The organism is Streptomyces sp. NPDC002446, from assembly GCF_053595675.1.
The window spans coordinates 1-22597 of sequence record NZ_JBSFYC010000058.1; the positions used below are offsets into that span (position 1 = coordinate 1).

At 70.9% G+C, this 22597-nt stretch carries 17 protein-coding genes; 4 read left to right on the forward strand and 13 right to left on the reverse strand.

The genetic code is table 11. The annotated features are described in order from the left end of the window. Positions 1-512 precede the first annotated feature (512 nt). Positions 513-2144 (reverse strand): MDR family MFS transporter, encoded by a 1632-nt coding sequence (locus ACWD6P_RS27205; protein ID WP_451446794.1) that lies wholly within the window; start codon positions 2142-2144, stop codon positions 513-515. Positions 2145-2285: 141 nt separating this feature from the next. Here ACWD6P_RS27205 and ACWD6P_RS27210 point away from each other — a divergent pair, with 141 nt between their 5' ends. Beyond that, positions 2286-2900, forward strand: coding sequence for a TetR/AcrR family transcriptional regulator (locus ACWD6P_RS27210; protein WP_451446795.1), 615 nt, complete (start codon positions 2286-2288; stop codon positions 2898-2900). Here ACWD6P_RS27210 and ACWD6P_RS27215 read toward each other — a convergent pair. Next, the gene (locus ACWD6P_RS27215) at positions 2882-3562 is read right to left on the reverse strand and encodes a M23 family metallopeptidase (RefSeq protein WP_451446796.1); all 681 of its coding nucleotides are present in this window, start codon (positions 3560-3562) and stop codon (positions 2882-2884) included. The genes ACWD6P_RS27210 and ACWD6P_RS27215 overlap by 19 nt on opposite strands. Positions 3563-4132: 570 nt before the next feature. On the opposite strand from ACWD6P_RS27215, the gene ACWD6P_RS27220 reads away from it, so the two are divergent. Then, positions 4133-7378: an NACHT domain-containing protein gene (locus ACWD6P_RS27220; protein ID WP_451446797.1), complete on the forward strand. Its 3246-nt coding sequence runs from the start codon at positions 4133-4135 to the stop codon at positions 7376-7378. Positions 7379-7433: 55 nt separating this feature from the next. Beyond that, positions 7434-10007: an NACHT domain-containing protein gene (locus ACWD6P_RS27225; RefSeq protein ID WP_451446798.1), complete on the forward strand. Its 2574-nt coding sequence runs from the start codon at positions 7434-7436 to the stop codon at positions 10005-10007. A gap of 242 nt (positions 10008-10249) precedes the next feature. On the opposite strand, the gene ACWD6P_RS27230 is transcribed toward ACWD6P_RS27225, so the two are convergent. Then, complete coding sequence (locus ACWD6P_RS27230; protein WP_451446799.1) at positions 10250-12775, reverse strand: ATP-dependent Clp protease ATP-binding subunit; 2526 nt, start codon at positions 12773-12775, stop codon at positions 10250-10252. Between the two features lie 498 nt (positions 12776-13273). On the opposite strand from ACWD6P_RS27230, the gene ACWD6P_RS27235 reads away from it, so the two are divergent. Beyond that, complete coding sequence (locus ACWD6P_RS27235) at positions 13274-13963, forward strand: SCO3374 family protein (RefSeq protein ID WP_451446800.1); 690 nt, start codon at positions 13274-13276, stop codon at positions 13961-13963. Here ACWD6P_RS27235 and ACWD6P_RS27240 read toward each other — a convergent pair. The 10 genes from ACWD6P_RS27240 to ACWD6P_RS27285 form a co-directional block, all read right to left on the reverse strand. Continuing rightward, the gene (locus tag ACWD6P_RS27240; RefSeq protein WP_451446832.1) at positions 13894-14232 is read right to left on the reverse strand and encodes a histone-like nucleoid-structuring protein Lsr2; all 339 of its coding nucleotides are present in this window, start codon (positions 14230-14232) and stop codon (positions 13894-13896) included. The genes ACWD6P_RS27235 and ACWD6P_RS27240 overlap by 70 nt on opposite strands. A 156-nt stretch (positions 14233-14388) precedes the next feature. Next, complete coding sequence (locus ACWD6P_RS27245) at positions 14389-14907, reverse strand: amino-acid N-acetyltransferase (protein ID WP_451446801.1); 519 nt, start codon at positions 14905-14907, stop codon at positions 14389-14391. Positions 14908-14916: 9 nt separating this feature from the next. Beyond that, positions 14917-15402 (reverse strand): BlaI/MecI/CopY family transcriptional regulator, encoded by a 486-nt coding sequence (locus tag ACWD6P_RS27250; RefSeq protein ID WP_451446833.1) that lies wholly within the window; start codon positions 15400-15402, stop codon positions 14917-14919. 198 nt (positions 15403-15600) lie between these two features. Further along, positions 15601-15777: a hypothetical protein gene (locus ACWD6P_RS27255; RefSeq protein ID WP_451446802.1), complete on the reverse strand. Its 177-nt coding sequence runs from the start codon at positions 15775-15777 to the stop codon at positions 15601-15603. Between the two features lie 61 nt (positions 15778-15838). After that, positions 15839-16486, reverse strand: a complete 648-nt coding sequence (locus ACWD6P_RS27260) for a hypothetical protein (protein WP_451446803.1) — start codon at positions 16484-16486, stop codon at positions 15839-15841. 100 nt (positions 16487-16586) lie between these two features. Continuing rightward, positions 16587-17384 (reverse strand): type III pantothenate kinase, encoded by a 798-nt coding sequence (locus ACWD6P_RS27265; protein WP_451446804.1) that lies wholly within the window; start codon positions 17382-17384, stop codon positions 16587-16589. 5 nt (positions 17385-17389) lie between these two features. Further along, a complete protein-coding gene (gene nadC / locus ACWD6P_RS27270) occupies positions 17390-18451 on the reverse strand; it encodes a carboxylating nicotinate-nucleotide diphosphorylase (protein ID WP_451446805.1) in 1062 nt (353 codons plus the stop codon). After that, complete coding sequence (locus tag ACWD6P_RS27275) at positions 18448-20226, reverse strand: L-aspartate oxidase (protein ID WP_451446806.1); 1779 nt, start codon at positions 20224-20226, stop codon at positions 18448-18450. The genes nadC and ACWD6P_RS27275 overlap by 4 nt, the downstream gene beginning before the upstream one ends. Next, on the reverse strand, positions 20223-21422 hold the full coding sequence (gene panC, locus ACWD6P_RS27280) for a pantoate--beta-alanine ligase (protein WP_451446807.1): 1200 nt from the start codon (positions 21420-21422) through the stop codon (positions 20223-20225). The genes ACWD6P_RS27275 and panC overlap by 4 nt, the downstream gene beginning before the upstream one ends. Continuing rightward, the gene (locus ACWD6P_RS27285; RefSeq protein ID WP_451446808.1) at positions 21419-22417 is read right to left on the reverse strand and encodes a Rossmann-like and DUF2520 domain-containing protein; all 999 of its coding nucleotides are present in this window, start codon (positions 22415-22417) and stop codon (positions 21419-21421) included. Before ACWD6P_RS27285 ends, panC begins: the two co-directional genes overlap by 4 nt. Positions 22418-22597 lie beyond the last annotated feature (180 nt).

Consider the following 22597-nt stretch of genomic DNA (forward strand, 5'->3'; position numbering starts at 1 on the left):
CCGGCGATCCGGAAGAACCGCGGAAACCGGAAGAACCGGGGAAACCGGCAAAACCGAAAAAACTGGGAAAAGGGGTCGGCCGCCTCGGAACAGGGCTGCTTCGCTTTACGTCCGGACACCCTGCCCCTCCGGCCCGCCCCCTCCCGTGGGTGGGTGGGAATTCTTTCTGCCGTCGTTGATGCTGCCGGACCCTCGCCGTCGTGGCCGATCACCGTTGCGGCAGGGGTAGGGCCCACTAACCGGGGGCGAAGCCTCCGGGCCCCGAGAAGCGACCGTCAGGCGACCACCAAGGCAAGCCCCCACGAGGTTTCTCCCACCCCACAACGGGAGGGGGCGGGCCGGAGGGGTAGGGGTGTGGGACGTAAAGCGAAGCAGTCCCACACCCCTGCCCCGGAGGACCGCCACCGCACCCCGAAAAGCCCCGCGCAGCGGCACAGCCCGCCGCAGGCGCAACAAGCGCAACCCCCACGGCGGGCCAGCCGAAAACGTGCCAAGCCAAGCGCAGCGGAAGGTCAGACCGGCTCCGCCACCCGCCCCGTCGAAGCCCCCGCCGCTTCGGCGGCCGGCTTGGTGGGGCCGCCGCGCAGGGGGACCTCCTTGAGGAACCAGGCGGCGGCGAAGCCGATGACGCTGACGGCGGCGCCCCACACGAAGACGTGGTGGGTGCCGGTGGCGACCGCGTGCGTGTAGGCGTCCTTGATCATCGGCGGGAGTTGTGCGAGGCCCTTCGGGTCCATCTGGGCGCCGCCGCTGGTTGCCTTCTCGCCGGCCTTGCCGAGCCGCTCGACCATCGTGGACTGCACCTGGTGGGTGAAGATCGCGCCGAAGATCGCGACGCCGAAGGAGCCGCCGATCGTGCGGAAGAGGGTGGCGGACGAGGAGCCGACGCCCATGTCCTTCATCTCGACGCTGTTCTGCGCGATCAGCATCGTGGTCTGCATCAGGAAGCCCATGCCGGCGCCGAGCACCGCCATGTAGACGCCTGAGGTGAAGCGCGTGGTCCCGGTGTCCATGAGGGACAGCAGGGCCAGGCCCGCGGTGATCAGGCCGCCGCCGACGACGACGAAGACCTTGTACTTGCCGCTGGCCGTGGTGACCCGGCCGGCGAACAGCGAGACGGCCATCATGGCGAGCAGCATCGGCAGCAGCAGCAGGCCGGAGTTGGTGGCCGAGGCGCCCTGCACGGTCTGCTGGAACAGCGGCAGGAACGTCATCGCTCCGAACATCACGAAGCCGACGAGGAAGCCGATGAGCGTGACGAGCGAGAAGTTGCCGTTGCGGAAGATGTGCAGCGGCAGCACCGGCTCGCTGACCTTGCGCTCGACGAGTACGAAGGCGATCAGCGCGAGCACGCCGAGGACGGCGAGGCCGATGATCTGGCTGGACAGCCAGGCGTACTCGGTGCCGCCCCAGGTGGTGATGAGGACGAGTGCGGTGATGCCGACGGTGAGCAGCGCGGCGCCGACGTAGTCGATGCGGGTCTGCGAGCGCTTCTTGGGCAGGTGCAGTACGGCGGTCACCATGATCAGGGCGATCGCGCCGAGCGGCAGGTTGATGTAGAAGCTCCAGCGCCAGCCGAGGTGGTCGGTGATGGTGCCGCCGACCAGGGGTCCGCCGATCATCGCGACGGCCATGACGCCGGCCATCAGGCCCTGGTACTTGCCGCGTTCCCGCGGCGGAATCAGGTCGCCGATGATCGCCATGACGCCGACCATGAGGCCGCCCGCGCCCAGGCCCTGGACGGCGCGGAAGCCGATCAGCTGGCCCATGTCCTGGGCCATGCCGGAGAGCGCCGAGCCGATCAGGAAGATCACTATGGAGGTGAGGAAGACGCCCTTGCGTCCGTACATGTCGCCGAGCTTGCCCCAGATGGGCGTGGAGGCGGCGGTGGCGAGGGTGTAGGCGGTGACCACCCAGGACAGGTGGTTGATGCCGCCGAGTTCGCCGACGATGGTCGGCATGGCGGTGCCGACGATCATGTTGTCGAGCATGGCGAGCAGCATCGCGATCATCAGCGCGAAGAGCACCATCCGCACGCTCGCCGGCTGTCTGCCCGGGCCCGTACTCTGCGCGGTGTCCGGTATCGGCGCCGCCGTTTCCTGTTGTCCGTCCCCCGTCGGGGTCGCAGACTGCGACTTCCCCATCACTCACTCCTACTTACTTGCCGCCCGGCTAGTTCAGTACAGTGATGAAGGTAGGCGGCGTACTAGCCGGGCGTCAAGTAAGTTCCTTTGGCACGACCTGGTCAGCGCTCTGACCGGCACCGACAACGCAGGAGAAGCACCATGAGCACACCGCACGCGCGCAGGGGAAACACCCGCCAGCGCATTCAGGACGTCGCTCTGGAGCTGTTCTCCGAGCAGGGCTACGACAAGACCTCGCTGCGCGAGATCGCCGAGAAGCTCGAGGTCACCAAGGCGGCGCTGTACTACCACTTCAAGACCAAGGAAGACATCGTCATCAGCCTGTTCCAGGACCTGGCCAAGCCCTGTGACGAGCTGATCGTCTGGGCCGAGGAGCAGCCGCGGACGCTGGAGACCAAGCAGGAGGTGCTGCGCCGCTACAGCGAGGCGCTGCGCTCGGCCGAGCCCCTCTTCCGCTTCATGCAGGAGAACCAGGCCGCGGTGCGCGACCTGAGCATCGGCGAGACCTTCAAGGAGCGGATGCTGACCCTCTTCGGCCTGCTCAAGGAGCCCGACTCCGAGCTGGCCGATCAGGTGCGCTGCATCACGGCGCTGTTCTCGATGCACGCGGGCATGTTCGCGATGCAGAACGTCGAAGGCGACCCCGAGGAGAAGCGCAGGGCCATCCTCGAGGTCGCCACAGAACTGGTCACGGCGGCAAACCCGCCGAACCGCCGGCCAGTCCGGCCGGACTCAGCTCAGACGGAAGCGCCGTGAGCCCGCAGGAATCCGGTCGGCTCGATGCCCGTCCCGTAGTTGGGGCCGGTACGGACCTCGAAGTGCAGGTGGGGGCCGGTCGAGTTGCCGGTGCTGCCGGACAGGCCGATCTGCTGGCCGGTGCCGACCCGCTGACCGGGCTGGACCTGGATCGATGACAGGTGGGCGTACTGGCTGTACATGCCGTTGTCGTGGCGGACCACGATGGCGTTGCCGTACGCCGGGCCGTCGCCGCCGCCGTAGGGGCCGGCCTTGACGACGGTGCCCTTGAAGACGGACTTCACGGCGGTGCCGGTCGGCACGACGAAGTCCTGACCGCTGTGGTTGTGCGACCAGCGGTTGCCGGCCAGGCCGTAGGTCGAGCCCAGGATGTACTTGTCGACCGGCTTGGCCCAGGCGTTGGCCTTCTTGGCCGCGGCCTTCTTGGCCTTGGCCGCGGCGGCCTTCTTGGCCTTGGCGTCGGTGGCGGCCTTGGCCTGCGCGTCGGCCTGCGCGGAGACGGTCTTGCCGACGCCCGAGGTGAGGCTCAGCAGGCCGCCGTCGGCGGCGGAGGCGACACCGGCGCCGAGTGCGGCGGTCACACCGAGACCGGCGGCGACAACGGCGACGCGGTTACGCACGGCAGACTTCTTCGAATTACGTATGGCGGTGAACTTCGGCATGCGGGTTTACCCTCCGGAATTTGATTGGTTTGCCCGGCTGCGGACCGGGTTCGCCATTCCTTGGTAACCCGCCCGAACCATCCCGCCAAGGGGCCTTTCTACTAACCCGCCCCGTATTGGGGAGCGAGTGAAACAGGCCCTTGCGCCACCACCGAACGTGCGAACGAACCACGCCAAACAAGCTCAATTCGGGCACGCCTCGTCCGCCTTACACCGGCTCTGATCAGGCGCTTTACCCTTACGTTGCACAGGTGGTGCGCGGCCCGCCCCCTCGTCCGGCCGCACCCCGCGCCTCGGCTCCCCGAAACCCCCGCATCCCCGGGCCCCGCTCCCCCTAATTCCTTTAGTAGGCCCTGAATCGCCTGTGCGTCATGTCACGCCGAGGCGTGATCGAATTCCTTTTCTTTGTGACGCGGGTTACTCGGGCATTTGTGACGTGGGTTACCCGGCACCCCTCGGCGCCCCTTTCGGAAGGCGGCGGAACGTCGAATTCCGTGACCGCCGCCACACCATTGCGGGCTAATATCGGCGCCACGGCATGATCGGCCACGGGGGAGGGCGGACCGCGCGATGGACCCGTCAGCAGTGGGCATGCGGCTCGCCTCGGGCGTGATCGCACCGCTCGTCAGAAAGCTCTTCGTCAAGGAGGCCCCGGGCGCCGGGCTGACGGCGGCGCCGGTACGGATATCCGCGCTGGTGTCCTTCAAGGGCGAGCAGCGCACGCTGTCCGGGAAGGACCTGCGCAAGCTCGCCGCGGAGCTGGTGGACCGCGCGGTACGGGCAGCCGGTCCCGGCGAGCCTCCGGTGCCCGAGGACGAGCAGCGGGCCGTGGCCGAGGCGCTGGCCACCACGCTGTATGGCCTCGGTGAGCTCGACATGGACGACGTGCAGGCCGTGCGCCTGGGCTCCACCGCCCTCGCCGAGCGCCTGGAAACGGCGAGCCCCGGCGCCGTCCGCGGCCTGTCCCGGGACGCCGAGCTGCTGCACGGCACCCTGCTCGCCGCCGCCTGCCTGCACATCGTCCACTTCTTCAGCCGGCGCTCGACCTTCGTGGCCCGCACGCTCGTCCAGCAGAGCCGCAGCCTGGACAGCCTGATCACGGCGATCGACGCGTTCCTCGAACGGCATCCCTCGCAGCGGGCCTGTGACGCCGCCTTCGAGCGCGACTACCTCGCCTATGTGGCGCGCAAGCACAGCAGGCTCACCATCTACGGCATCGACCTGGCCAACTCCCCGGACCGCTGGCCGCTGGACGCGGCGTACATGAGCCTGGAGGCGACGACGTCGGGCGGGCGCGAGGCGAACCCCCTCGGCGGCCCCTGGGGCGAAGACGAGCTCCACCCGGTCGGCGCGCCCGCTCCCGTCCCCGCCGACCAGTCCCTTTCCGGCCGCGACCGGGTGCTGCTGCGCGGCATCGCCGGCTCCGGCAAGAGCACCCTCGTCCAGTGGCTGGCCGTCTCCTGCACCAAGGCCCCCGCCGACACGCCCCTCCCCCACCTCTACGGCCGCGTCCCCTTCGTCCTCCCGCTGCGCACCCTCACCCGCGACGGCGCGCCCCTGCCCACCCCGGACCGCTTCCTGGCCGCCGTCGGCTGCCCCGTCTCCGGGTCGCAGCCCGGTGGCTGGGCCGACCGCGTGCTGGCCTCCGGGCGGGCGCTCCTCCTCGTCGACGGCCTGGACGAGATCCCCGACCGGGAGCGCGAGCAGGCCCGCCGCTGGCTGCGCGATCTGCTCGACGCGTTCCCGGACAACCGGTGGCTGGTCACCACCCGCCCCTCCGCCGTACGCGACGACTGGCTGGCCGCCGACGGCTTCGGCGAGCTGACGCTCTCCCCGATGCGCCGCGCCGAGGTCGCCGCGTTCATCGGCCGCTGGCACGACGCGGCGCGCTGCGACGCCGAGGACACCGGGCGCCTCGACGCCTACCAGCAGTCCCTGCTGGCCGCCGTGCACACCAAACAGGACCTCGCCCGGCTCGCCACCAATCCCCTGATGTGCGGTCTGATCTGCGCACTGCACCGGGACCGCCGCGGCTATCTGCCCACCGGCCGCAAGGAGTTGTACGACGCGGCGCTGTCGATGCTGCTCTCCCGCCGCGACCGCGAACGCGATATGGCCGCCCCCACGGGCATCGAGCTGAGCGACGAGCCGCAGATCCAGCTGCTGCAGCGGCTCGCCTACTGGCTCATCCGCAACGGCCGCACGGAGCTGGACCGGGAACGGGCCGAGCGGATCATCGGCGATGCGCTGCCGGCGGTTCCGGCGGCGGCGGAGCAGGGCGGTGCGCAGGCCGTCTTCCGGCATCTGCTGCTGCGCAGCGGGCTGCTGCGCGAGCCCGCGCCGGGCTCGGTCGACTTCGTCCACCGGACGTTCCAGGACTACCTGGGGGCCAAGGCGGCGGTCGAGGACGGGGACTTCGGGCTGCTGGTGGCGCATGCGGAGGACTCCCAGTGGGAGGACGTGCTCCGGATGGCGGTGGCGCACGCCCGGCCCCGTGAACGGGCGGAGTTCTTACGCGGGTTGATCGCCCGCGGCGACCGCGCGGGGAGCGACGCCGCCCGTCTGCGCGTCCATCTCCTCGCCATGGCCTGCCTGGAGCACGCCACGGAGCTCGATCCGCGCGTACGGGAGGAGGTCAACGAGCGGGCCCGGGCGATTCTGCCGCCGCGCAGCCGCAAGGAGTCGCAGCTGCTGGCGGAGGTCGGGCCCCTTGTCCTGGAGCTGCTGCCCGGCCCGGACGGCCTGGAGGACGACGAGGCGCAGGAGGTCGTGGCGACCGCCGCACTCATCGGCTCGGATACGGCACTGGAGGTGATGAAGCGCTTCCGGGATCACCCCTCGCGTAAAACCGGGCACCAGCTGGCGACCGCGTGGTCTGGATTCGATACGGACCGGTACGCCCAGGAGGTCATCCGGCACCTCGGCACCGATGTGACCGTCACCATCACCTCCCGTTCCGAACTGCACGCGCTCACCGCACTCGCTGGTCGCCCCCGCGTCTCCGTGGAAGGTCCGTTCACCGCACAGGAATTACTCGACGCACTGCGGCCCGAGTCCGTCAGGAGCCTGTCCATCATGAGGAACCCCGAGATCACCGACCTCGCCTTCCTCCACGGGTTCCCCGCACTGGAGTTGCTGCAGCTCTGGGACTGTCCCGCCGTCGAAAGCGTCGCTCCACTCGCGGACCGTGGCGTCCGCTCGTTGGCTATTTCCGGACCACCCGGCAAAGATGTGCGTACTCCGCACGGACTCAGCCTCCTGCGTCACACACGCGAATTGATCCTCTTCTCGGCACTCCCGCCGGAAGGTCTGGCCGCACTCCCCGCAGCCGCCCCGTTGAGCCACCTGACTCTCGGCCAGCCGATCGGTGCCGAATTCACCGACCTGGCGCCTTGGCCCCAGTTGCGCAGCATCCAAATGCACCACATCACCGATGCCTTCGCCGAGGACCAGTGGCAGGCGCTGGCCTCACTGAGCAAACTAGAGGCGTTTTCGTTCGGCGTGGTGGACGAGGACGCCACGTTGCGCATACCTCGCGGCCTCCGGCTTCCCCAAGTGAAGACGCTGAGCATCCTCAACTCATCGCGTCACCCGGCAACGCACGTGAGACACGTTCTGGACTCGGCGCTCCCGGCCTTCCCCGGCGTCCGCAAGCTCCAGCTCTACGGCATGACCGACGCCGAATTCCCCCTGCCCCCCTTGACGTCCCTGCCCGGCCTCGAAGAGGTCTACCTCTCCCACCTCCGCCCCGCGCCCGGCGGCCACCCCCTGCCTCCCCGTATCAAACTGACCGTCTTCCCGCGTCCCCGCACCTAGGGTGGTGGGCGGACCCCTCAATGCCCCGCCCCCGCACCGCAGTTACGGGAAGCCCATGGATCCCTCCGCCATCGCCGCCCGCCTGGCGCCGCGCGCCGTCGACCCGTTGATCCGCAAGCTGTTCCGCTCCGACGGGCCGGCCGCCGAGCTGGTCGACCGGCCCGTACGCATCTCCCGCCTGGTCTCCTTCGGCGGCGAGAAACCGGTCCTGACGGAGCGTGAGCTCGTGGGTGTCGCGGCGGCGCTGGTCGAGCTGGCGACGGGCGAGGAGGACCGGGGACTCACCGGCGCGCTGGCCCGCACCCTGCGTGCGCTCGCCGACATCGAGATGGACGACCTGGACGCGGCCCGTCTGCTGCCCGCGGAGTTCGCCCGCCGGCTGTGCGCGGCCGCACCGGGGGCCACCGCGCCCCTGACCGGCGACGCCGTGCTGGTCCACGGCCTGCTCGTGGACGCCGCGGCGCTGCACATCCTGCACTTCCTCACCCGGCGCTCGGAGTGGGTCGCGCGCACCCTCGTGGAGCAGACCCGTACCCTCGCCGTGCTGGTCGACGGTCCGGGCGTCCCGGCCGGGCCGCCTGCGGACCGTAGGGGCGGCGCGGACGGGGACGCCGCCTTCGAGGCGCGCTACGCCCAGGACACCGCCGCCCTCCACAACCACCTCACGATCTTCGGTATCGACCTCGCGCACTCCCCGGACAGCTGGCCGCTGGACGCCGCCTATCTGGGGCTGCGGTGCGAGCCCGGCCCCCAGGACGGGCAGGACGGCGCCGGCCAGGACGACCCGCCGCTTCCGGCCGAGCAGGCGCTTGCGGACCGCCGTCAGGTCCTGGTGCGCGGCGTCGCGGGGTCCGGCAAGACGACGCTGCTGCAGTGGCTGGCCGTGGCCACCGCCCGTGACGAGCTGCCCGGCACGCTGGCGGGGCTGCGCGGCCGGGTCCCGTTCCTGCTGCCCGTGCGCCGCTTCGCGCGGGAGGGCCTGCCGTCCCCGGGGACGTTTCTGAGCGCCGTCGGCTATCGGGATGCCGGGGCGGCGCCGGACGGCTGGGTGCGGCGGGTGCTGGCAGCGGGGCGGGCGCTGCTGCTGGTCGACGGGGTCGACGAGGCCCCGGAGGCGGAGCGCGAGCAGCTGCGCGGCAAGCTCGGCGAGTGGAGCGCCCGGTATCCGGGGAACGTCTGGGTGGTCACGTCCCGGCCGTCGGCGGTGCCCGGTGGCTGGCTCGCCGCCGAGGGGTTCAGCGAGGTGTCGCTGGCGCCGATGGGCCGGGAGGACGTCGCCGCGTTCATCCAGCGCTGGCACCGTGCCGCGGCCCAGCAGAGCCCGGCCGACCTGGACCGGCTCGGGCATTACGAGCGGACGCTGCTCAATGCCGTGCGCATCACCCGTGATCTGGGGCGGCTGGCGACCAATCCGCTGATGTGCGGGCTGCTGTGCGCCCTGCACCGCGATCGCCGGGGGTATCTGCCCAACGGCCGCAAGGAGCTGTATGACGCGGCGCTGTCGATGCTGCTGGAGCGGCGCGACCGGGAGCGGGCGATGGTCGCCACGGACGGTGTCGAGCTGACCCGGCAGCCCAAGATCCAGCTGCTGCAGAAGCTGGCCCACTGGATGCTGGTCAATGGCCGCTCCGAGATGGATCAGGCGACGGCGATCGACACTCTCGCCCGGTATCTGCCGGCGATTCCGGACGCGGCCCGGCAGGGCGGCCCGCAGGAGGTGTTCCGGCATCTGCTGAACCGGACGGGGCTGCTGCGGGAGCCCACGCCCGGCACCGTCGACTTTGTGCACCGCACGTTCCAGGACTATCTGTCCGCCCGCGCCACCGTGCAGCGGCATGACTTCGGGCTGCTGCTCGATCATGCGCACCATGACGACTGGGAGGACGTCATACGGATGGCCGTGGCGCTGGCCCGGCCCGATGAGTGCGCGGCCCTGCTGGACGGGCTGCTCGCGCCGCATGCGGGCGTACGGGCGGCTGAGGCGCGGCACCGCAAGCTGCTGGCGGCGGCGTGCCTGGAGCACGCCACCGAGCTGGACCCGGCGGTGCGGGCGCGGGTGCAGCGTTTCACCCGCGACATGGTGCGTCCCAGTACCCCGTCGGCGGCCCGCGCCCTGGGGTGGATCGGGCCGATCGTGCTGGAGATGCTGCCGGATCCCGCGCAGGCGTCGGACGGTGAGGCGTATCTGCTGGCGATCACTGCCACGTCGATCGCGGACGATATGGCCATCGACTATCTGGCGGGGCTGCGCGACCGGGCGCATCACGACATCCGGGCGCAGCTCGCCGGGGCCTGGCGCCGCTATGACACCGCCCGCTACGCCCGCGAGATCATCGCGCACCTGGAGCCGGCCGAGCTGTACTTCCCGGTGTCGGACCTGGAGGAACTGCATGCGCTGCGCCGGCTGGGCGGCCGTGGGCAGCTGCGGATCGACGGGTTCTTCACCCCTGACCAGCTGGTGGAGGGCATCGCGCCGGCCGGGGGGCTGACCCGGCTGTGGCTCGCCTATGACCTGGGTGTCTCCATGGAGTGGCTGTCGGCCTTTCCGGAACTCGACACGCTTCGGATCGGCCGCCGTATTCCGCCGGTGAACGGCGTTCCGGACGGCATTCGCGTTGTCCGGCTGTAGCCGGTTGCCGCGAACACGGACCGACTACTCTCGGCCCATTCGACCGAAAATAGCCCCCGGAACGGGGAACGCGGAACACGGAACGCAGAACACGGGAAACATACCGAGACGCATTTTCCGCACCACAAAAGGCGACCGCACACGAAACGGGACTGCCCCGGAATCGTGCGAAGCGATTCCGGGGCAGTCCCGTTTGCGTCATATGTGCCGTATGCGAGATTTACGCGCTATGCGTGATCCGCTCAGGCGTCCTTGCTCAGGTTCGGGCCCGAGCCGCCGGTGGCGGACTCGATCGGCGGGGCGTCCGGAAGTGCGGACTTCTCCTCGCCGCGGAAGGTGAACTTGGCGGTGTCACCCTCGCCCTCGACATCGACGACCACGATGTGGCCCGGACGCAGCTCGGCGAAGAGGATCTTCTCCGAGAGGGCGTCCTCGATCTCGCGCTGGATCGTGCGGCGCAGCGGACGGGCGCCGAGCACCGGGTCGTACCCGCGCTTGGCCAGCAGCGACTTGGCCTCGCCGCTGAGCTCGATGCCCATGTCGCGGTCCTTGAGCCGCTCGTCCACCTTGGCGATCATGAGGTCGACGATCTGGATGATGTCTTCCTCGGTCAGCTGGTGGAAGACGACGGTGTCGTCGACGCGGTTGAGGAACTCGGGGCGGAAGTGCTGCTTGAGCTCTTCGTTGACCTTGTTCTTCATCCGCTCGTAGCTGGACTTGGTGTCGCCCTGGGCCGCGAAGCCGAGGTTGAAGCCCTTGGAGATGTCCCGGGTGCCGAGGTTGGTCGTCATGATGATGACCGTGTTCTTGAAGTCCACGACCCGGCCCTGGGAGTCGGTCAGGCGACCGTCCTCCAGGATCTGCAGCAGCGAGTTGAAGATGTCCGGGTGGGCCTTCTCGACCTCGTCGAAGAGGACGACGGAGAACGGCTTGCGGCGCACCTTCTCGGTGAGCTGGCCGCCCTCTTCGTAGCCGACGTAGCCGGGAGGCGAGCCGAACAGCCGCGAGACCGTGTGCTTCTCGCTGAACTCCGACATGTCGAGGGAGATGAGCGCGTCCTCGTCGCCGAAGAGGAACTCCGCCAGCGTCTTGGACAGCTCGGTCTTACCGACACCGGACGGGCCGGCGAAGATGAACGAGCCGCCGGGACGCTTGGGGTCCTTCAGGCCGGCGCGGGTACGGCGGATGGCCTGGGAGAGCGCCTTGATGGCGTCCTTCTGGCCGATGACGCGCTTGTGGAGCTCGTCCTCCATGCGGAGCAGGCGCGAGGACTCCTCCTCGGTGAGCTTGAAGACGGGGATGCCGGTGGCCGTGGCCAGGACCTCGGCGATCAGCTCCTCGTCCACCTCGGCGACGACGTCCATGTCGCCGGCCTTCCACTCCTTCTCCCGCTTCGCCTTCGCGGCCAGGAGCTGCTTCTCCTTGTCGCGCAGGCCCGCGGCCATCTCGAAGTCCTGCGAGTCGATCGCGGACTCCTTCTCCCGGCGCACATCGGCGATCTTCTCGTCGAATTCGCGCAGGTCCGGCGGCGCGGTCATCCGGCGGATCCGCATCCGGGAGCCGGCCTCGTCGATCAGGTCGATCGCCTTGTCCGGCAGGAAGCGGTCGGAGATGTAGCGGTCGGCGAGGGTGGCCGCCGCGACCAGCGCGGAGTCCGTGATGGAGACGCGGTGGTGGGCCTCGTAGCGGTCCCGCAGGCCCTTGAGGATCTCGATGGTGTGCGGCAGCGACGGCTCGGCGACCTGGATGGGCTGGAAGCGGCGCTCCAGCGCGGCGTCCTTCTCCAGGTGCTTGCGGTACTCGTCGAGCGTGGTGGCGCCGATGGTCTGCAGCTCGCCTCGCGCCAGCATGGGCTTGAGGATGCTGGCGGCGTCGATCGCGCCCTCGGCGGCGCCCGCACCCACCAGGGTGTGGAGCTCGTCGATGAACAGGATGATGTCGCCGCGGGTGCGGATCTCCTTGAGGACCTTCTTCAGGCGCTCTTCGAAGTCACCCCTGTAGCGGGAGCCGGCGACCAGGGCACCGAGGTCGAGGGTGTAGAGGTGCTTGTCCTTGAGGGTCTCGGGCACCTCGCCCTTGACGATGGCCTGGGCCAGGCCCTCGACGACCGCCGTCTTGCCGACGCCGGGCTCGCCGATGAGGACCGGGTTGTTCTTCGTGCGGCGCGACAGCACCTGCATGACCCGCTCGATTTCCTTCTCGCGCCCGATGACCGGGTCGAGCTTGGTCTCGCGAGCGGCCTGCGTGAGGTTGCGGCCGAACTGGTCCAGGACGAGGGACGTCGAGGGCGTGCCCTCGGCGGGGCCGCCGGCGGTGGCGGCTTCCTTGCCCTGGTAGCCGGAGAGCAGCTGGATGACCTGCTGCCGCACCCGGTTGAGATCGGCGCCCAGCTTCACCAGGACCTGGGCTGCGACGCCCTCGCCCTCGCGGATCAGGCCGAGCAGGATGTGCTCGGTGCCGATGTAGTTGTGGCCGAGCTGGAGGGCCTCGCGGAGCGAAAGCTCCAGGACCTTCTTGGCACGGGGGGTGAAGGGGATGTGCCCGGACGGAGCCTGCTGGCCCTGCCCGATGATCTCCTCCACCTGCTGGCGGACCGCCTCGAGCGAAATCCCGAGGCTCTCCAGGGCCTTAGCGGCGACACCCTCACCCTCGTGGATCAGGCCCAGGAGGATGTGCTCGGTGCCGATGTAGTTGTGGTTGAGCATCCGGGCTTCTTCCTGAGCCAGGACGACAACCCGCCGCGCACGGTCGGTGAACCTCTCGAACATCGTTAATCGCTCCTCAGAGCGGTCAGGCAGTTAGGGGTCGGTCCCCTCCCTGTCCTTCCGCATGCTAGTCCCGCGGGGCGGGACAGCTCATTCCAACTGCCGACACCCGTCCGGATCACCCCCGCTCCGGCGGGGAAATTTACTGCCGAACAGCTGACATCTGCTCCAACTCGATGGTGCGAGACGATGTTCCCGCAGGCCAGGCATATACGCCCTCCGCCACTACGCCCGTGGCGAACGCGCCCCTCCCCGACACGCCGCCCGCATCCCGCCATCGGCCGGGCCGGAGCGCTTCGTGTGCCGGTCACACCGTCTCTTCCCACTGAGACTGTCTTACCCGCTGCCACTGACACTCCATGCGGCGCGGCCCGCCTCCATCCGCTACGGGCGAACATCCGCACGCCACCGAATGCTCCGCCACGCCCCTTCCGCAGACACGGACAGTGTCCGTAGGTAAACCCAGCGTAACTTCTGGTGTTTCGGGCAGTTGCATCGGGCATGCCCCGCGTGCTTCCGCGCCCCCGCAGCCCTCTTTCCGCAGTCCGCCAGTGGTACGAGGACGAGCTGGGCTGGCCGACCACCGGATCCGAGCCCGTCGAGCTGCTGACGGGGCTGCGCTTCGACGTCCTGGAGATGCCGGCCGACGCGGGCCGCGCCGTATTGCGGCGGTGGCCGCGCACCGGCCCGGTGGCGCTGCTGCGGGCCGGACGCGGCGGGAAACATCCGGGTGATCGGCCGAAATTGCTCATGCTCATCGCGGCCGGCGGCGCCGAGGAACTCCCGGGAATCCTGGAATGGCTCGAGTGGGGTCCCCTTGCGGCGGATCTCACGGCGCGGGGGGCCGGAGACCGGATGCCCGCGCCGGCGTTCCCCACGGGCGCGTCATCGGTGTCACTGCCCTGCGGAATCGGCTCGCGGGAGGCCGCGGGTTGGGTGCGACCTCCCCGGCCGGGGTACGAGGCGGAGAATTCCCTGCCCTCCACGGGGTTCGGGGCAGGAATCGGGGACAGTGGTGACGTCCCCGACCTCGTACGGCTCGTGAGCGCGGCGGCAACGGAGTGCCACCGTGCCCGGTTGTTGCGTGCTCGTAATGCCCAATCGGACCGCGCGTGCGGCGATCAGCCGTTGGCCTTCTCGAATGCCTCGCGAATGTCGGCGGGGACACGGCCGCGGTCATTGACGTTGTAGCCGTTCTCCTTCGCCCAGGCGCGGATCTTCGCGGTGTCCTGGCTGCCGGCGGAAGACGCCGCGCGTGCCTTGCCGCCGCGGCCCGCGGAACGCCCGCCAGTGCGGCGACCGGCCTTCACGAACTCCGCGAGCGACTCACGCAGCTTCTGCGCGTTGGAGTCCGAGAGGTCGATCTCGTACGACTTGCCGTCGAGAGCGAACGTCACCGTCTCCTCGGCCTCGCCGCCGTCGAGGTCGTCGACAAGAAGAACCTGAACCTTCTGTGCCACCGGTTTCCCTTTCATCGAATGCGGATTACGACGGAAAGCAAACCGCTTTTCCGGGAAAAACACAAACCCTTGGGTAGGGTTCAGTTGCCCGCAGACCGGGGAACGCATGCTTCCGCAGCCATGAGATAGGGGAGCGATTCGGACATAGAACACTCATCACAGGTGCAGAAGCATCCGGCTGTTACCCAGGGTGTTGGGCTTCACTCGTTCGAGGCCAAGGAACTCGGCAACGCCCTCGTCATAGGAACGCAGCAGCTCGCTGTAGACATCACCGTCTACGGGAGCCTCGCCGATCTCCACGAAGCCGTGCTTGCTGAAGAACTCGACTTCGAAGGTGAGACAGAAAATGCGCCGCACTCCGAGCCAGCTCGCGGTGCGCAACAGCTTGTCGAGCACGTGGTGGCCGACGCCGGAGCCCTTGAGCTGCGGGTCCACGGCCAGAGTGCGCACTTCGGCCAGGTCTTCCCACATGACGTGGAGTGCTCCGCAGCCGACGACCTCGGCGTCTTCGTCGCGCTCGGCCACCCAGAACTCCTGGATGTCCTCGTAAAGCGTGACAGTGGCTTTGTCGAGCAGGATCCCGTCGCGTGAGTAGGCGTCGATGAGACGGCGTACGGCCGGTACATCGCTGGTCCTGGCACGGCGGACGGTGAGGCCTTTTGAATGCGGAGGCATGCCGGGACGCTATCGCCCCTTGCCCTTGGCGCCCGCCCCGGGTTCATCGCCTTCGGCGGATCCGGCTTCCGCACCGGCTTGGGCTTCGCCTTCTTCGGCCGACGCGGCCGGTGGCGCCTGTTCCGCCGCTTGTTCCGTGCCTTCTGCGGCTTCCGGCTCTTCGGCCGGTTCGTCGGCTTGCACCATCCGTACGGCATCGCGCAGGGCATGTCGCTGTTCCGGCGACATCATGCCGAAGAAGGCCACAAGAGCGGCCGCGGGGTTGTCACTGGCGGACCATGCTTCGTTCATCAGTGCGGCGGCGTAGGCGGCGCGAGTGGAGACCGCCTCATATCGATAGGCGCGGCCTTCTGCTTCGCGGCGCACCCAGCCCTTCTGATGGAGGTTGTCCAATACGGTCATGACCGTGGTGTAGGCGATCGACCGTTCCTTCTGCAGATCTTCCAGGACTTCTCGAACGGTGACCGGGCGGTTCCACTCCCAGACCCGCGTCATGACCGCGTCTTCCAGATCACCCAATGGTCTCGGCACACAAGAACAATAGTGGGAGATGTCCAGAATGCCCGTTGATCTCGCGGCGGTCGTGCCGTCTCGTCGTGCCGGGCCGGGGAAATCCGGAGAAAGGCGCGCGGCCCGGGATGCCGGTCCCGGGCCGTGGCGTTCGCAGGGGCCGCCGCAAGGGCGGCGGGTGGTTCAGGCGCCGTGCGCCGTGGGCTCCCCGGTGGACTCGGCGCGGGCCAGTGCGGCGTCCACGGCGGCGTCCTCCTTGGACTTGTTCGCACCGCCCTGGCTCTTGATGATCGTCACGATCAGGGCGGTGAAGGCCACGGCCATCACCACGGGCGGGAGCAGCGCTGCGACGTAATCCATGGCGTACGGCCTCCCCATAGGGCGTAAGCATCCAAAAGTACCCAGCCAGGGTACGCAGCCCTCAGGCGGTGCGGTTCTCGGGGGGCGGGGCGGGCTTGCGGCGGGGCGGGAAGACCTCGCCGGGTGTGGGGATCGGGCGGTCCGGGCGGGGGGCGTTCGGCCGCGGTGCGGGCGGCGGCGCGGGCTTGCGCTCCGGTTTCGGCTTCTGGGCGGGGCCCGGCTCGCGCCCGCTGCGGGCCCCTGAGCGGCCGCCTGGCAGCGCGCGGAGCCGGACCCGTACGGATTGTTCGGCCAGCTGTTCGCAGTGGCGCAGCAGGGCGCTGCGGCGCTCGTGCCCGTCCGGCCCGAGGTGCCCGGTGCGCAGCGAGCGCAGGGCGGCGAGGTCGTCGGGGCCGGGCACGTGGCCGGCCGCCAGCGCCTCCGTCAGCCGCGCGAGGTAGCCGGCGGCGGCGCCGGGCAGGGCGTCGCGGTAGCGGTCGAGGTCGGCGAGGAGGAAGGCGCGCAGCCGGCCGCCTTCGCGGACCGCCTCGTCGACCGCCTCGGCCAGCCGGAGGCATTCCTGGACGTCCTGCGACCGCTCCGGGCGGAGGGCGGCGGGCGGGGCGGAGGGGTCCGCCGTCTGGAGGGCATGGGCGAGGGCGCGACGGAGCACACGCAACTCATCGGCGCTGAACGCCATGCCGCCGCGGGTTCCGTTTGGCATTGGCATGTGGCGACTTTACGACCGTTTTCGACAAAAGCCGCTTAATTCGTGAATGGTGGCGCGGCAGCGAGCCGCACCACCGCGCCGGTCCGCGGTCTGCGTACGGCTACGACCTGGCGATGTTGCGCTCGTAGACCAGGCGCAGCCCGATGAGGGTGAGCCAGGGCTCGTGCGCGTCGATCACCGAGGACTCGCCGAGCACCATCGGGGCCAGCCCGCCGGTGGCGATCACGGTCACCTCGTCCGGATCCTCGGCCAGTTCCCGCGCCATCCGCTGGACGACGCCGTCGACCTGGCCCGCGAAGCCGTAGAGGATGCCGGACTGCATCGCCTCGACGGTGTTCTTGCCGATGACGCTGCGCGGCCGGGCCAGTTCGATCTTGCGGAGCTGGGCGCCCCGGACGCCGAGGGCGTCCACGGAGATCTCGATGCCCGGCGCGATCACGCCGCCGACGTACTCGCCGCGCGCACTGACCGCGTCGAAGGTGGTGGCCGTACCGAAGTCGACGACCACCGCGGGACCGCCGTAGAGCTCGACCGCCGCCAGGGCGTTGATGATGCGGTCGGCGCCGACCTCCTTGGGGTTGTCCATCAGGATCGGCACGCCCGTCTTGACGCCCGGCTCCACCAGGACGGCGGGCACGTCCCCGTAGTAGCGGCGGGTGACCTCGCGCAGCTCGTGCAGGACGGAGGGCACGGTGGAGCAGATGGAGATGCCCTCGATGCCGTCGCCCAGGTCGTCGCCGAGCAGCGGGTGCATGCCCATCAGGCCCTGCAGGAGGACGGCGAGCTCGTCGGCGGTGCGGCGGGCGTCGGTGGAGATCCGCCAGTGCTCGACGATCTCCTCGCCGTCGAAGAGGCCCAGAACGGTGTGGGTGTTGCCCACGTCGATGGTCAGCAGCATGGCGGTCAGCGGCCCTCACGCGGGTCGGCGTCCGGGGCGGCCGCCTCGGCGCCGGCCTCGTCCTCGCGCAGGTCGAGGCCGATGTCGAGGATCGCGGCGGAGTGGGTCAGCGCGCCCACGGCCAGGTAGTCGACGCCGGTGTCGGCGTAGGCGCGGGCGTTGGCGAGGGTGAGGCGCCCGGAGGACTCCAGCATCGCGCGGCCCGCCACCAGGTCGACGGCCTCCTTCGTCTGCTGCGGTGTGAAGTTGTCGAGCAGGATCAGATCGACGCCCTCGGCCAGGATCGGCGGGATCTGGTCGAGCCGGTCGACCTCCACCTCGATCGGCACACCGGGGAAGGCTTCCCGTACGGCGGTGAACGCCGCGGCCACCCCGCCCGCCGCGACCACGTGGTTGTCCTTGATCAGCGCCGCGTCCGACAGCGACATCCGGTGGTTGACGCCGCCGCCGCAGCGCACCGCGAACTTCTCCAGGGAGCGCAGTCCCGGCGTCGTCTTACGGGTGTCGCGGACCTTGGCCCCGGTGCCTTCGAGGACGTCGGCCCACTTGCTGGTCGCGGTGGCGATGCCCGACAGCCGGCACAGGATGTTCAGGGCGCTGCGCTCGGCGGTGAGCAGGTCGCGGGTGCGCGTGGTGACGGACAGCAGCTTGGTGCCGGCCTCGACCCGGTCACCGTCCTCGACGTGCCGCTCGACCGCGAACTCGTCGGTGCACACGACGGACAGCACCGCCTCGGCGATGCGCAGCCCGGCGACCGTTCCGGCCTCGCGGGCCGTGAAGTCGGCGGTGGCGACGGCGTCTTCGGGGACGGTGGCCACGGTCGTGACGTCCACGCCCTGGTCGAGGTCCTCCTCGATGGCCATATGGGCGATGTCCTCGACCTGTACGGGGTCGAGGCCCGCGTTCACCAGGAGCGCCGCCAGGTCGGGGTCCAGCCCGCACTCCAGCGGGTTCAGTTCGTACCCGTCACCGGAACCGCAGCCGCAGGCGTCGCCGCAGCCGCCGCTGTCCGGGCTCTGCTCCGGACGGCCGATCTGGAGGAGGGGGAGGTCGTCGGGCGTGCTCACGGGTTCGGCTCCGTTTCGGGAAGGGTGGCGGGGAAGTCGGCGCCGTTCGAGATACCGCTGATGGCCACGGTGCGGCGCGGGTGGTAGGTGACCATGTAGTGATGCCGGTGGGCGTCGTCGCGCTCGGGGTGGTCCTCGCGCCAGTGGCAGCCGCGGGTCTCCTCGCGGGCGCGGGCGCCGGCCACCAGCACCCGGGCGACGAGCAGGAGGTTGGTGGTCTCCCACGCCTCCACGCCGGGTTCGACCGCCTTGTGCTCCTCGGCGTCGGCCGGGGCCGCGCCGTCGATCACGAGCCCGCCGTCGCTCTCCCGCTGCAGCCGGGTGAGGACCCGGTACGCCTCCGCCAGGCTCTGCGCCGACCGCAGCACGCCGGCGCCGGCGGCCATGGCCCGCTGGATCGTGATCCGCTCCGCGGGGTCGAGCAGCGGTGCGGGCGGAGTGTCCGGCGTGACGGCGGGGCCGGGCGTGCGGACCGGGTGCGCGGTGATGTCCGCCGCGATCCGCTCCGCGAAGACCAGGCCCTCCAGGAGGGAGTTGGAGGCGAGCCGGTTGGCACCGTGGACGCCGGTGCAGGCGACCTCCCCGCAGGCGTAGAGGCCGGGGACCGTGGTGCGGCCGCGCAGGTCGGTGCGTACGCCGCCGGAGGCGTAGTGCGCGGCGGGGGCGACCGGTATCGGTTCGGTGACCGGGTCGATGCCGTTGCTGCGGCAGGCGGCGAGGATGGTCGGGAACCTGCTCTCCCACATCTGGGCGCCGAAGTGCCGGCCGTCCAGATACATGTGCTCGGCGCCCTGTTCCTGCGCGCGGCGCATGATCGCCTTGGCGACGATGTCGCGCGGCGCCAGTTCGGCCAGCTCGTGCTGCCCGACCATGAAGCGGGTGCCGCCGGCGTCGACGAGGTGCGCGCCCTCGCCCCGTACGGCCTCGGAGATCAGCGGCTGCTGGCCCTCGGCTTCCGGGCCCAAGTACAGGACGGTGGGGTGGAATTGCACGAATTCGAGGTCCGACACCTCGGCGCCGGCACGCAGCGCGAGGGCCACCCCGTCGCCGGTGGAGACCGCCGGGTTGGTGGTCGCGGAGAAGACCTGCCCCATGCCCCCGGTGGCGAGCACCACCGCCGGGGCGTGCACGGCGCCCACGCCGTCGTGCTGGCCCTCCCCCATGACGTGCAGGGTGACGCCGCAGGTGCGGCCGTCGGCGTCCGTGAGCAGGTCGAGGACGAGGGCGTTCTCGATGGTGCGCAGTCCGGCGGCGCGGACCGCCTCGACCAGCGCGCGGGAGATCTCGGCTCCAGTGGCGTCGCCGCCGGCGTGGGCGATGCGGCGGCGGTGGTGGCCGCCCTCACGGGTGAGCGCTATCTCGTCGCTGTCCGGTGCGGTGTCGAAGCGCGCGCCGGCCGCGATCAGCCGGTGGACGGCGTCCGGGCCTTCGGTCACCAGGGTCCGTACGGCCGCCTCGTCGCACAGTCCGGCGCCGGCGACCAGGGTGTCGGCCAGGTGCTGCTCCGGGGTGTCGCCGTCGCCCAGTGCCGCCGCTATGCCGCCCTGGGCCCACCGGGTGGAGCCGTCGTCCAGGCGGGCCTTGGTGACGACGACGGTCCGGCGGCCGGCCGCGGCGCAGCGCAGGGCGGCGGTCAGCCCGGCGACTCCGGAGCCCACGACGACGACGTCGGCCTCGATGGACCAGCCGGGGTCGGGGGCGTTGAGGCGTATGCCGGGGCCTGCTGCGGGGCCGGGGCCCGTTCCGGTGGCGGGGCCGGTTCCGGTGGCGGTCATCGGGTCGCTCCGAGGGGGCCTTGGGGGGCGGTGGGTGGTGTTCCGGGGGTGCCGGACGTGCTGGGGGCCGGGGTCTTCCCGCGGGTGCCGGTGGCGCCGTGGCGGGCGGGGGCGGCACCGGGGAGCGGAGCCCCGAATGTGAGACGGATGTTGTCGATGAGGCGCGTGGTGCCGACCTTGGCGGCCACCGCGAGGATCGCCTCGCCCTCGTAGCCGTCCGGGATCTCGGTGAAGTCCGACGGGTCGACCAGCGCCAGGTAGTCGAGCGCGAGCGGCGGGTCGAGGCGGGCGGCGTCCTCCAGGACCGCGCGGGCCGCGGCGCGCGCCACGGACGGGCCGTGCGGAGGGCCAGCGGCGGCGTAGGCGACGGCGTGTGCGTCGGCGGCGGCGCGGTCCTCGCCCAGGGCGGCCAGCGCCGCTGAGCGGTCCTGGGCGCGGTGGCCGGTGGAGGCGGCGCGGGCGCGCAGCGCCTCCTCGGCGGTGAGCCGGTCGCGGGCCGCGAAGAGGGCCGCGGAGAGCGCGAGCGCGGTGCGCCGCTCCGGGGTGGACAGGTAGCGGTTGCGGCTGGAGAGGGCGAGGCCGTCGTCCTCGCGCACCGTGGGGACGCCGACGATCTCGACGGGGAAGTTCAGGTCGGCGGCCATCCGCGTGATGACGGCGAGCTGCTGGGCGTCCTTCTGGCCGTAGAGCGCGATGTCCGGCGCCGTCAGATGCAGCAGTTTGGCGACGACGGTGAGCACGCCGTCGAAGTGGCCGGGACGGCTGGCGCCCTCCAGCCGGGTGCCCATGGGGCCCGCGGCGATCCGGATCTGCGGTTCCCCGCCGGGGTAGACCTCCTCGACGGACGGGGCGAAGACGACGTCCGCGCCCGCCGCGACGGCCAGCTCGACGTCCGCGTCCAGGGTCCGCGGGTAGCGGTCCAGGTCCTCGCCCGCCCCGAACTGCAGCGGGTTCACGAAGACCGTGACGACGACCTGCCCCTCCTGCCCGACCCGGCGCCGGGCGGTGCGGACCAAGGTGGCATGGCCCTCGTGCAGCGCCCCCATGGTCATGACGACGGCGCGCGCGCCACCACGGCGCGGCAGGTCGCGCAGCGCGGCGGCGGTGTGCAGCAGGGGGGCGGGGTGGGCCGGGGCGGGGTCCGGTCCCGGGGACGGCTGGGGTGCCGGCGTCGGACTCATGGGCGCGGAGGTCATCGGTCGCCTCCTTCGGGGCCGTGGTCGGGGGTGTCCGGGTCGTGTCCAGGGGTGGCGGGGCCGCGGCCGGGGTTGTCGGGACCGGGGCCCTCGCCGGCGTCGGCGAGGACGCCGAGCAGGTCCTCGGCCAGTTCCGGCTTCAGCAGACCATGGGCCAGCGCCCGGTCCGCGGTCGTACGGGCCATGGCGAGGTACCCCGCGACGCTCTGCGGCGCGTGCCGGCGCAGCTCGGCGACGTGGGCGGCGACGGTGCCCGCGTCACCCCGTGCGACCGGCCCGGTCAGCGCGGCGTCGCCGGACCTGAGCGCGTTGTCCAGCGCGGCGCCGAGCAGCGGGCCCAGCATCCGGTGCGGGGCCCGCACGCCCGCGTCGTGGAGCAGCTCCATCGACTGGGCCACGAGCGTGACCAGGTGGTTCGCGCCGATCGCGAGCGCCGCGTGGTAGAGCGGACGGGCGGATTCCGCGATCCATTCGGGCTCCCCGCCCATCTCGATGACCAGGGCCTCGGCGGCCATCCGCAGCTCGTCGGGGGCGGTCACCCCGAAGGAGCAGCCGGCCAGCCGCTGGACGTCCACGGAGGTGCCGGTGAACGTCATGGCGGGGTGCAGGGCGAGCGGCAGCGCACCGGCCCGGGTCGCCGGGTCCAGCACCGCCGTTCCGTAGCGCCCGGAGGTGTGCACCAGCAGCTGGCCCGGCCGCACGGCGCCGGTCTCCGCGAGCCCGCTCACCAGGCCGGCGAGTGCGTCGTCGGGGACGGTCAGCAGGACCAGGTCGGCGCGGGCGAGCACCTCGGCGGGGGTGACCAGCGGGACGTCGGGCAGCAGCTCGGCGGCCCGCCGTACGGAGGCGTCGGAGACACCCGACACGGCAACCGGGCGATGCCCCGCGAGCTGCAGCGATGCGGCGAGGGCGGGCCCGACACGGCCCGCGCCGACGACGCCGACGGTCAGCCGGGCGGGGCGGTCCTGGGCCTCGATGGGTGGAGTTGCGTTCACGCGGCGATGGCCTTCCGTTCCAGTCCGCGGGGGGTACCGGACGATTCCTCGCCATGCTACGCGAGTGTTTCCGGCGGGCTTCAGAGCTGTACGGAGGGTGAGACGGGGGTCTCGCACGAGAGTTATCCACAGGGGTCGCGGGTCCGCGCGGGGCTGGGTCATGATCGGTGCAACGGCGCG

Bases quoted from the DNA above. Each gene is read 5' to 3' on its own strand.
- ACWD6P_RS27250 (WP_451446833.1), bottom strand. From the start codon at position 15,402: ATGACGCGGGTCTGGGAGTGGAACCGCCCGGTCACCGTTCGAGAAGTC.
- ACWD6P_RS27205 (WP_451446794.1), bottom strand. From the start codon at position 2,144: ATGGGGAAGTCGCAGTCTGCGACCCCGACGGGGGACGGACAACAGGAA.
- ACWD6P_RS27220 (WP_451446797.1), top strand. From the start codon at position 4,133: ATGGACCCGTCAGCAGTGGGCATGCGGCTCGCCTCGGGCGTGATCGCA.
- ACWD6P_RS27260 (WP_451446803.1), bottom strand. From the start codon at position 16,486: ATGCCAATGCCAAACGGAACCCGCGGCGGCATGGCGTTCAGCGCCGAT.
- ACWD6P_RS27210 (WP_451446795.1), top strand. From the start codon at position 2,286: ATGAGCACACCGCACGCGCGCAGGGGAAACACCCGCCAGCGCATTCAG.
- ACWD6P_RS27225 (WP_451446798.1), top strand. From the start codon at position 7,434: ATGGATCCCTCCGCCATCGCCGCCCGCCTGGCGCCGCGCGCCGTCGAC.
- ACWD6P_RS27255 (WP_451446802.1), bottom strand. From the start codon at position 15,777: ATGGATTACGTCGCAGCGCTGCTCCCGCCCGTGGTGATGGCCGTGGCC.
- ACWD6P_RS27235 (WP_451446800.1), top strand. From the start codon at position 13,274: ATGCCCCGCGTGCTTCCGCGCCCCCGCAGCCCTCTTTCCGCAGTCCGC.
- ACWD6P_RS27230 (WP_451446799.1), bottom strand. From the start codon at position 12,775: ATGTTCGAGAGGTTCACCGACCGTGCGCGGCGGGTTGTCGTCCTGGCT.
- ACWD6P_RS27215 (WP_451446796.1), bottom strand. From the start codon at position 3,562: ATGCCGAAGTTCACCGCCATACGTAATTCGAAGAAGTCTGCCGTGCGT.
- panC (WP_451446807.1), bottom strand. From the start codon at position 21,422: ATGACCTCCGCGCCCATGAGTCCGACGCCGGCACCCCAGCCGTCCCCG.
- ACWD6P_RS27245 (WP_451446801.1), bottom strand. From the start codon at position 14,907: ATGCCTCCGCATTCAAAAGGCCTCACCGTCCGCCGTGCCAGGACCAGC.
- ACWD6P_RS27265 (WP_451446804.1), bottom strand. From the start codon at position 17,384: ATGCTGCTGACCATCGACGTGGGCAACACCCACACCGTTCTGGGCCTC.
- ACWD6P_RS27275 (WP_451446806.1), bottom strand. From the start codon at position 20,226: ATGACCGCCACCGGAACCGGCCCCGCCACCGGAACGGGCCCCGGCCCC.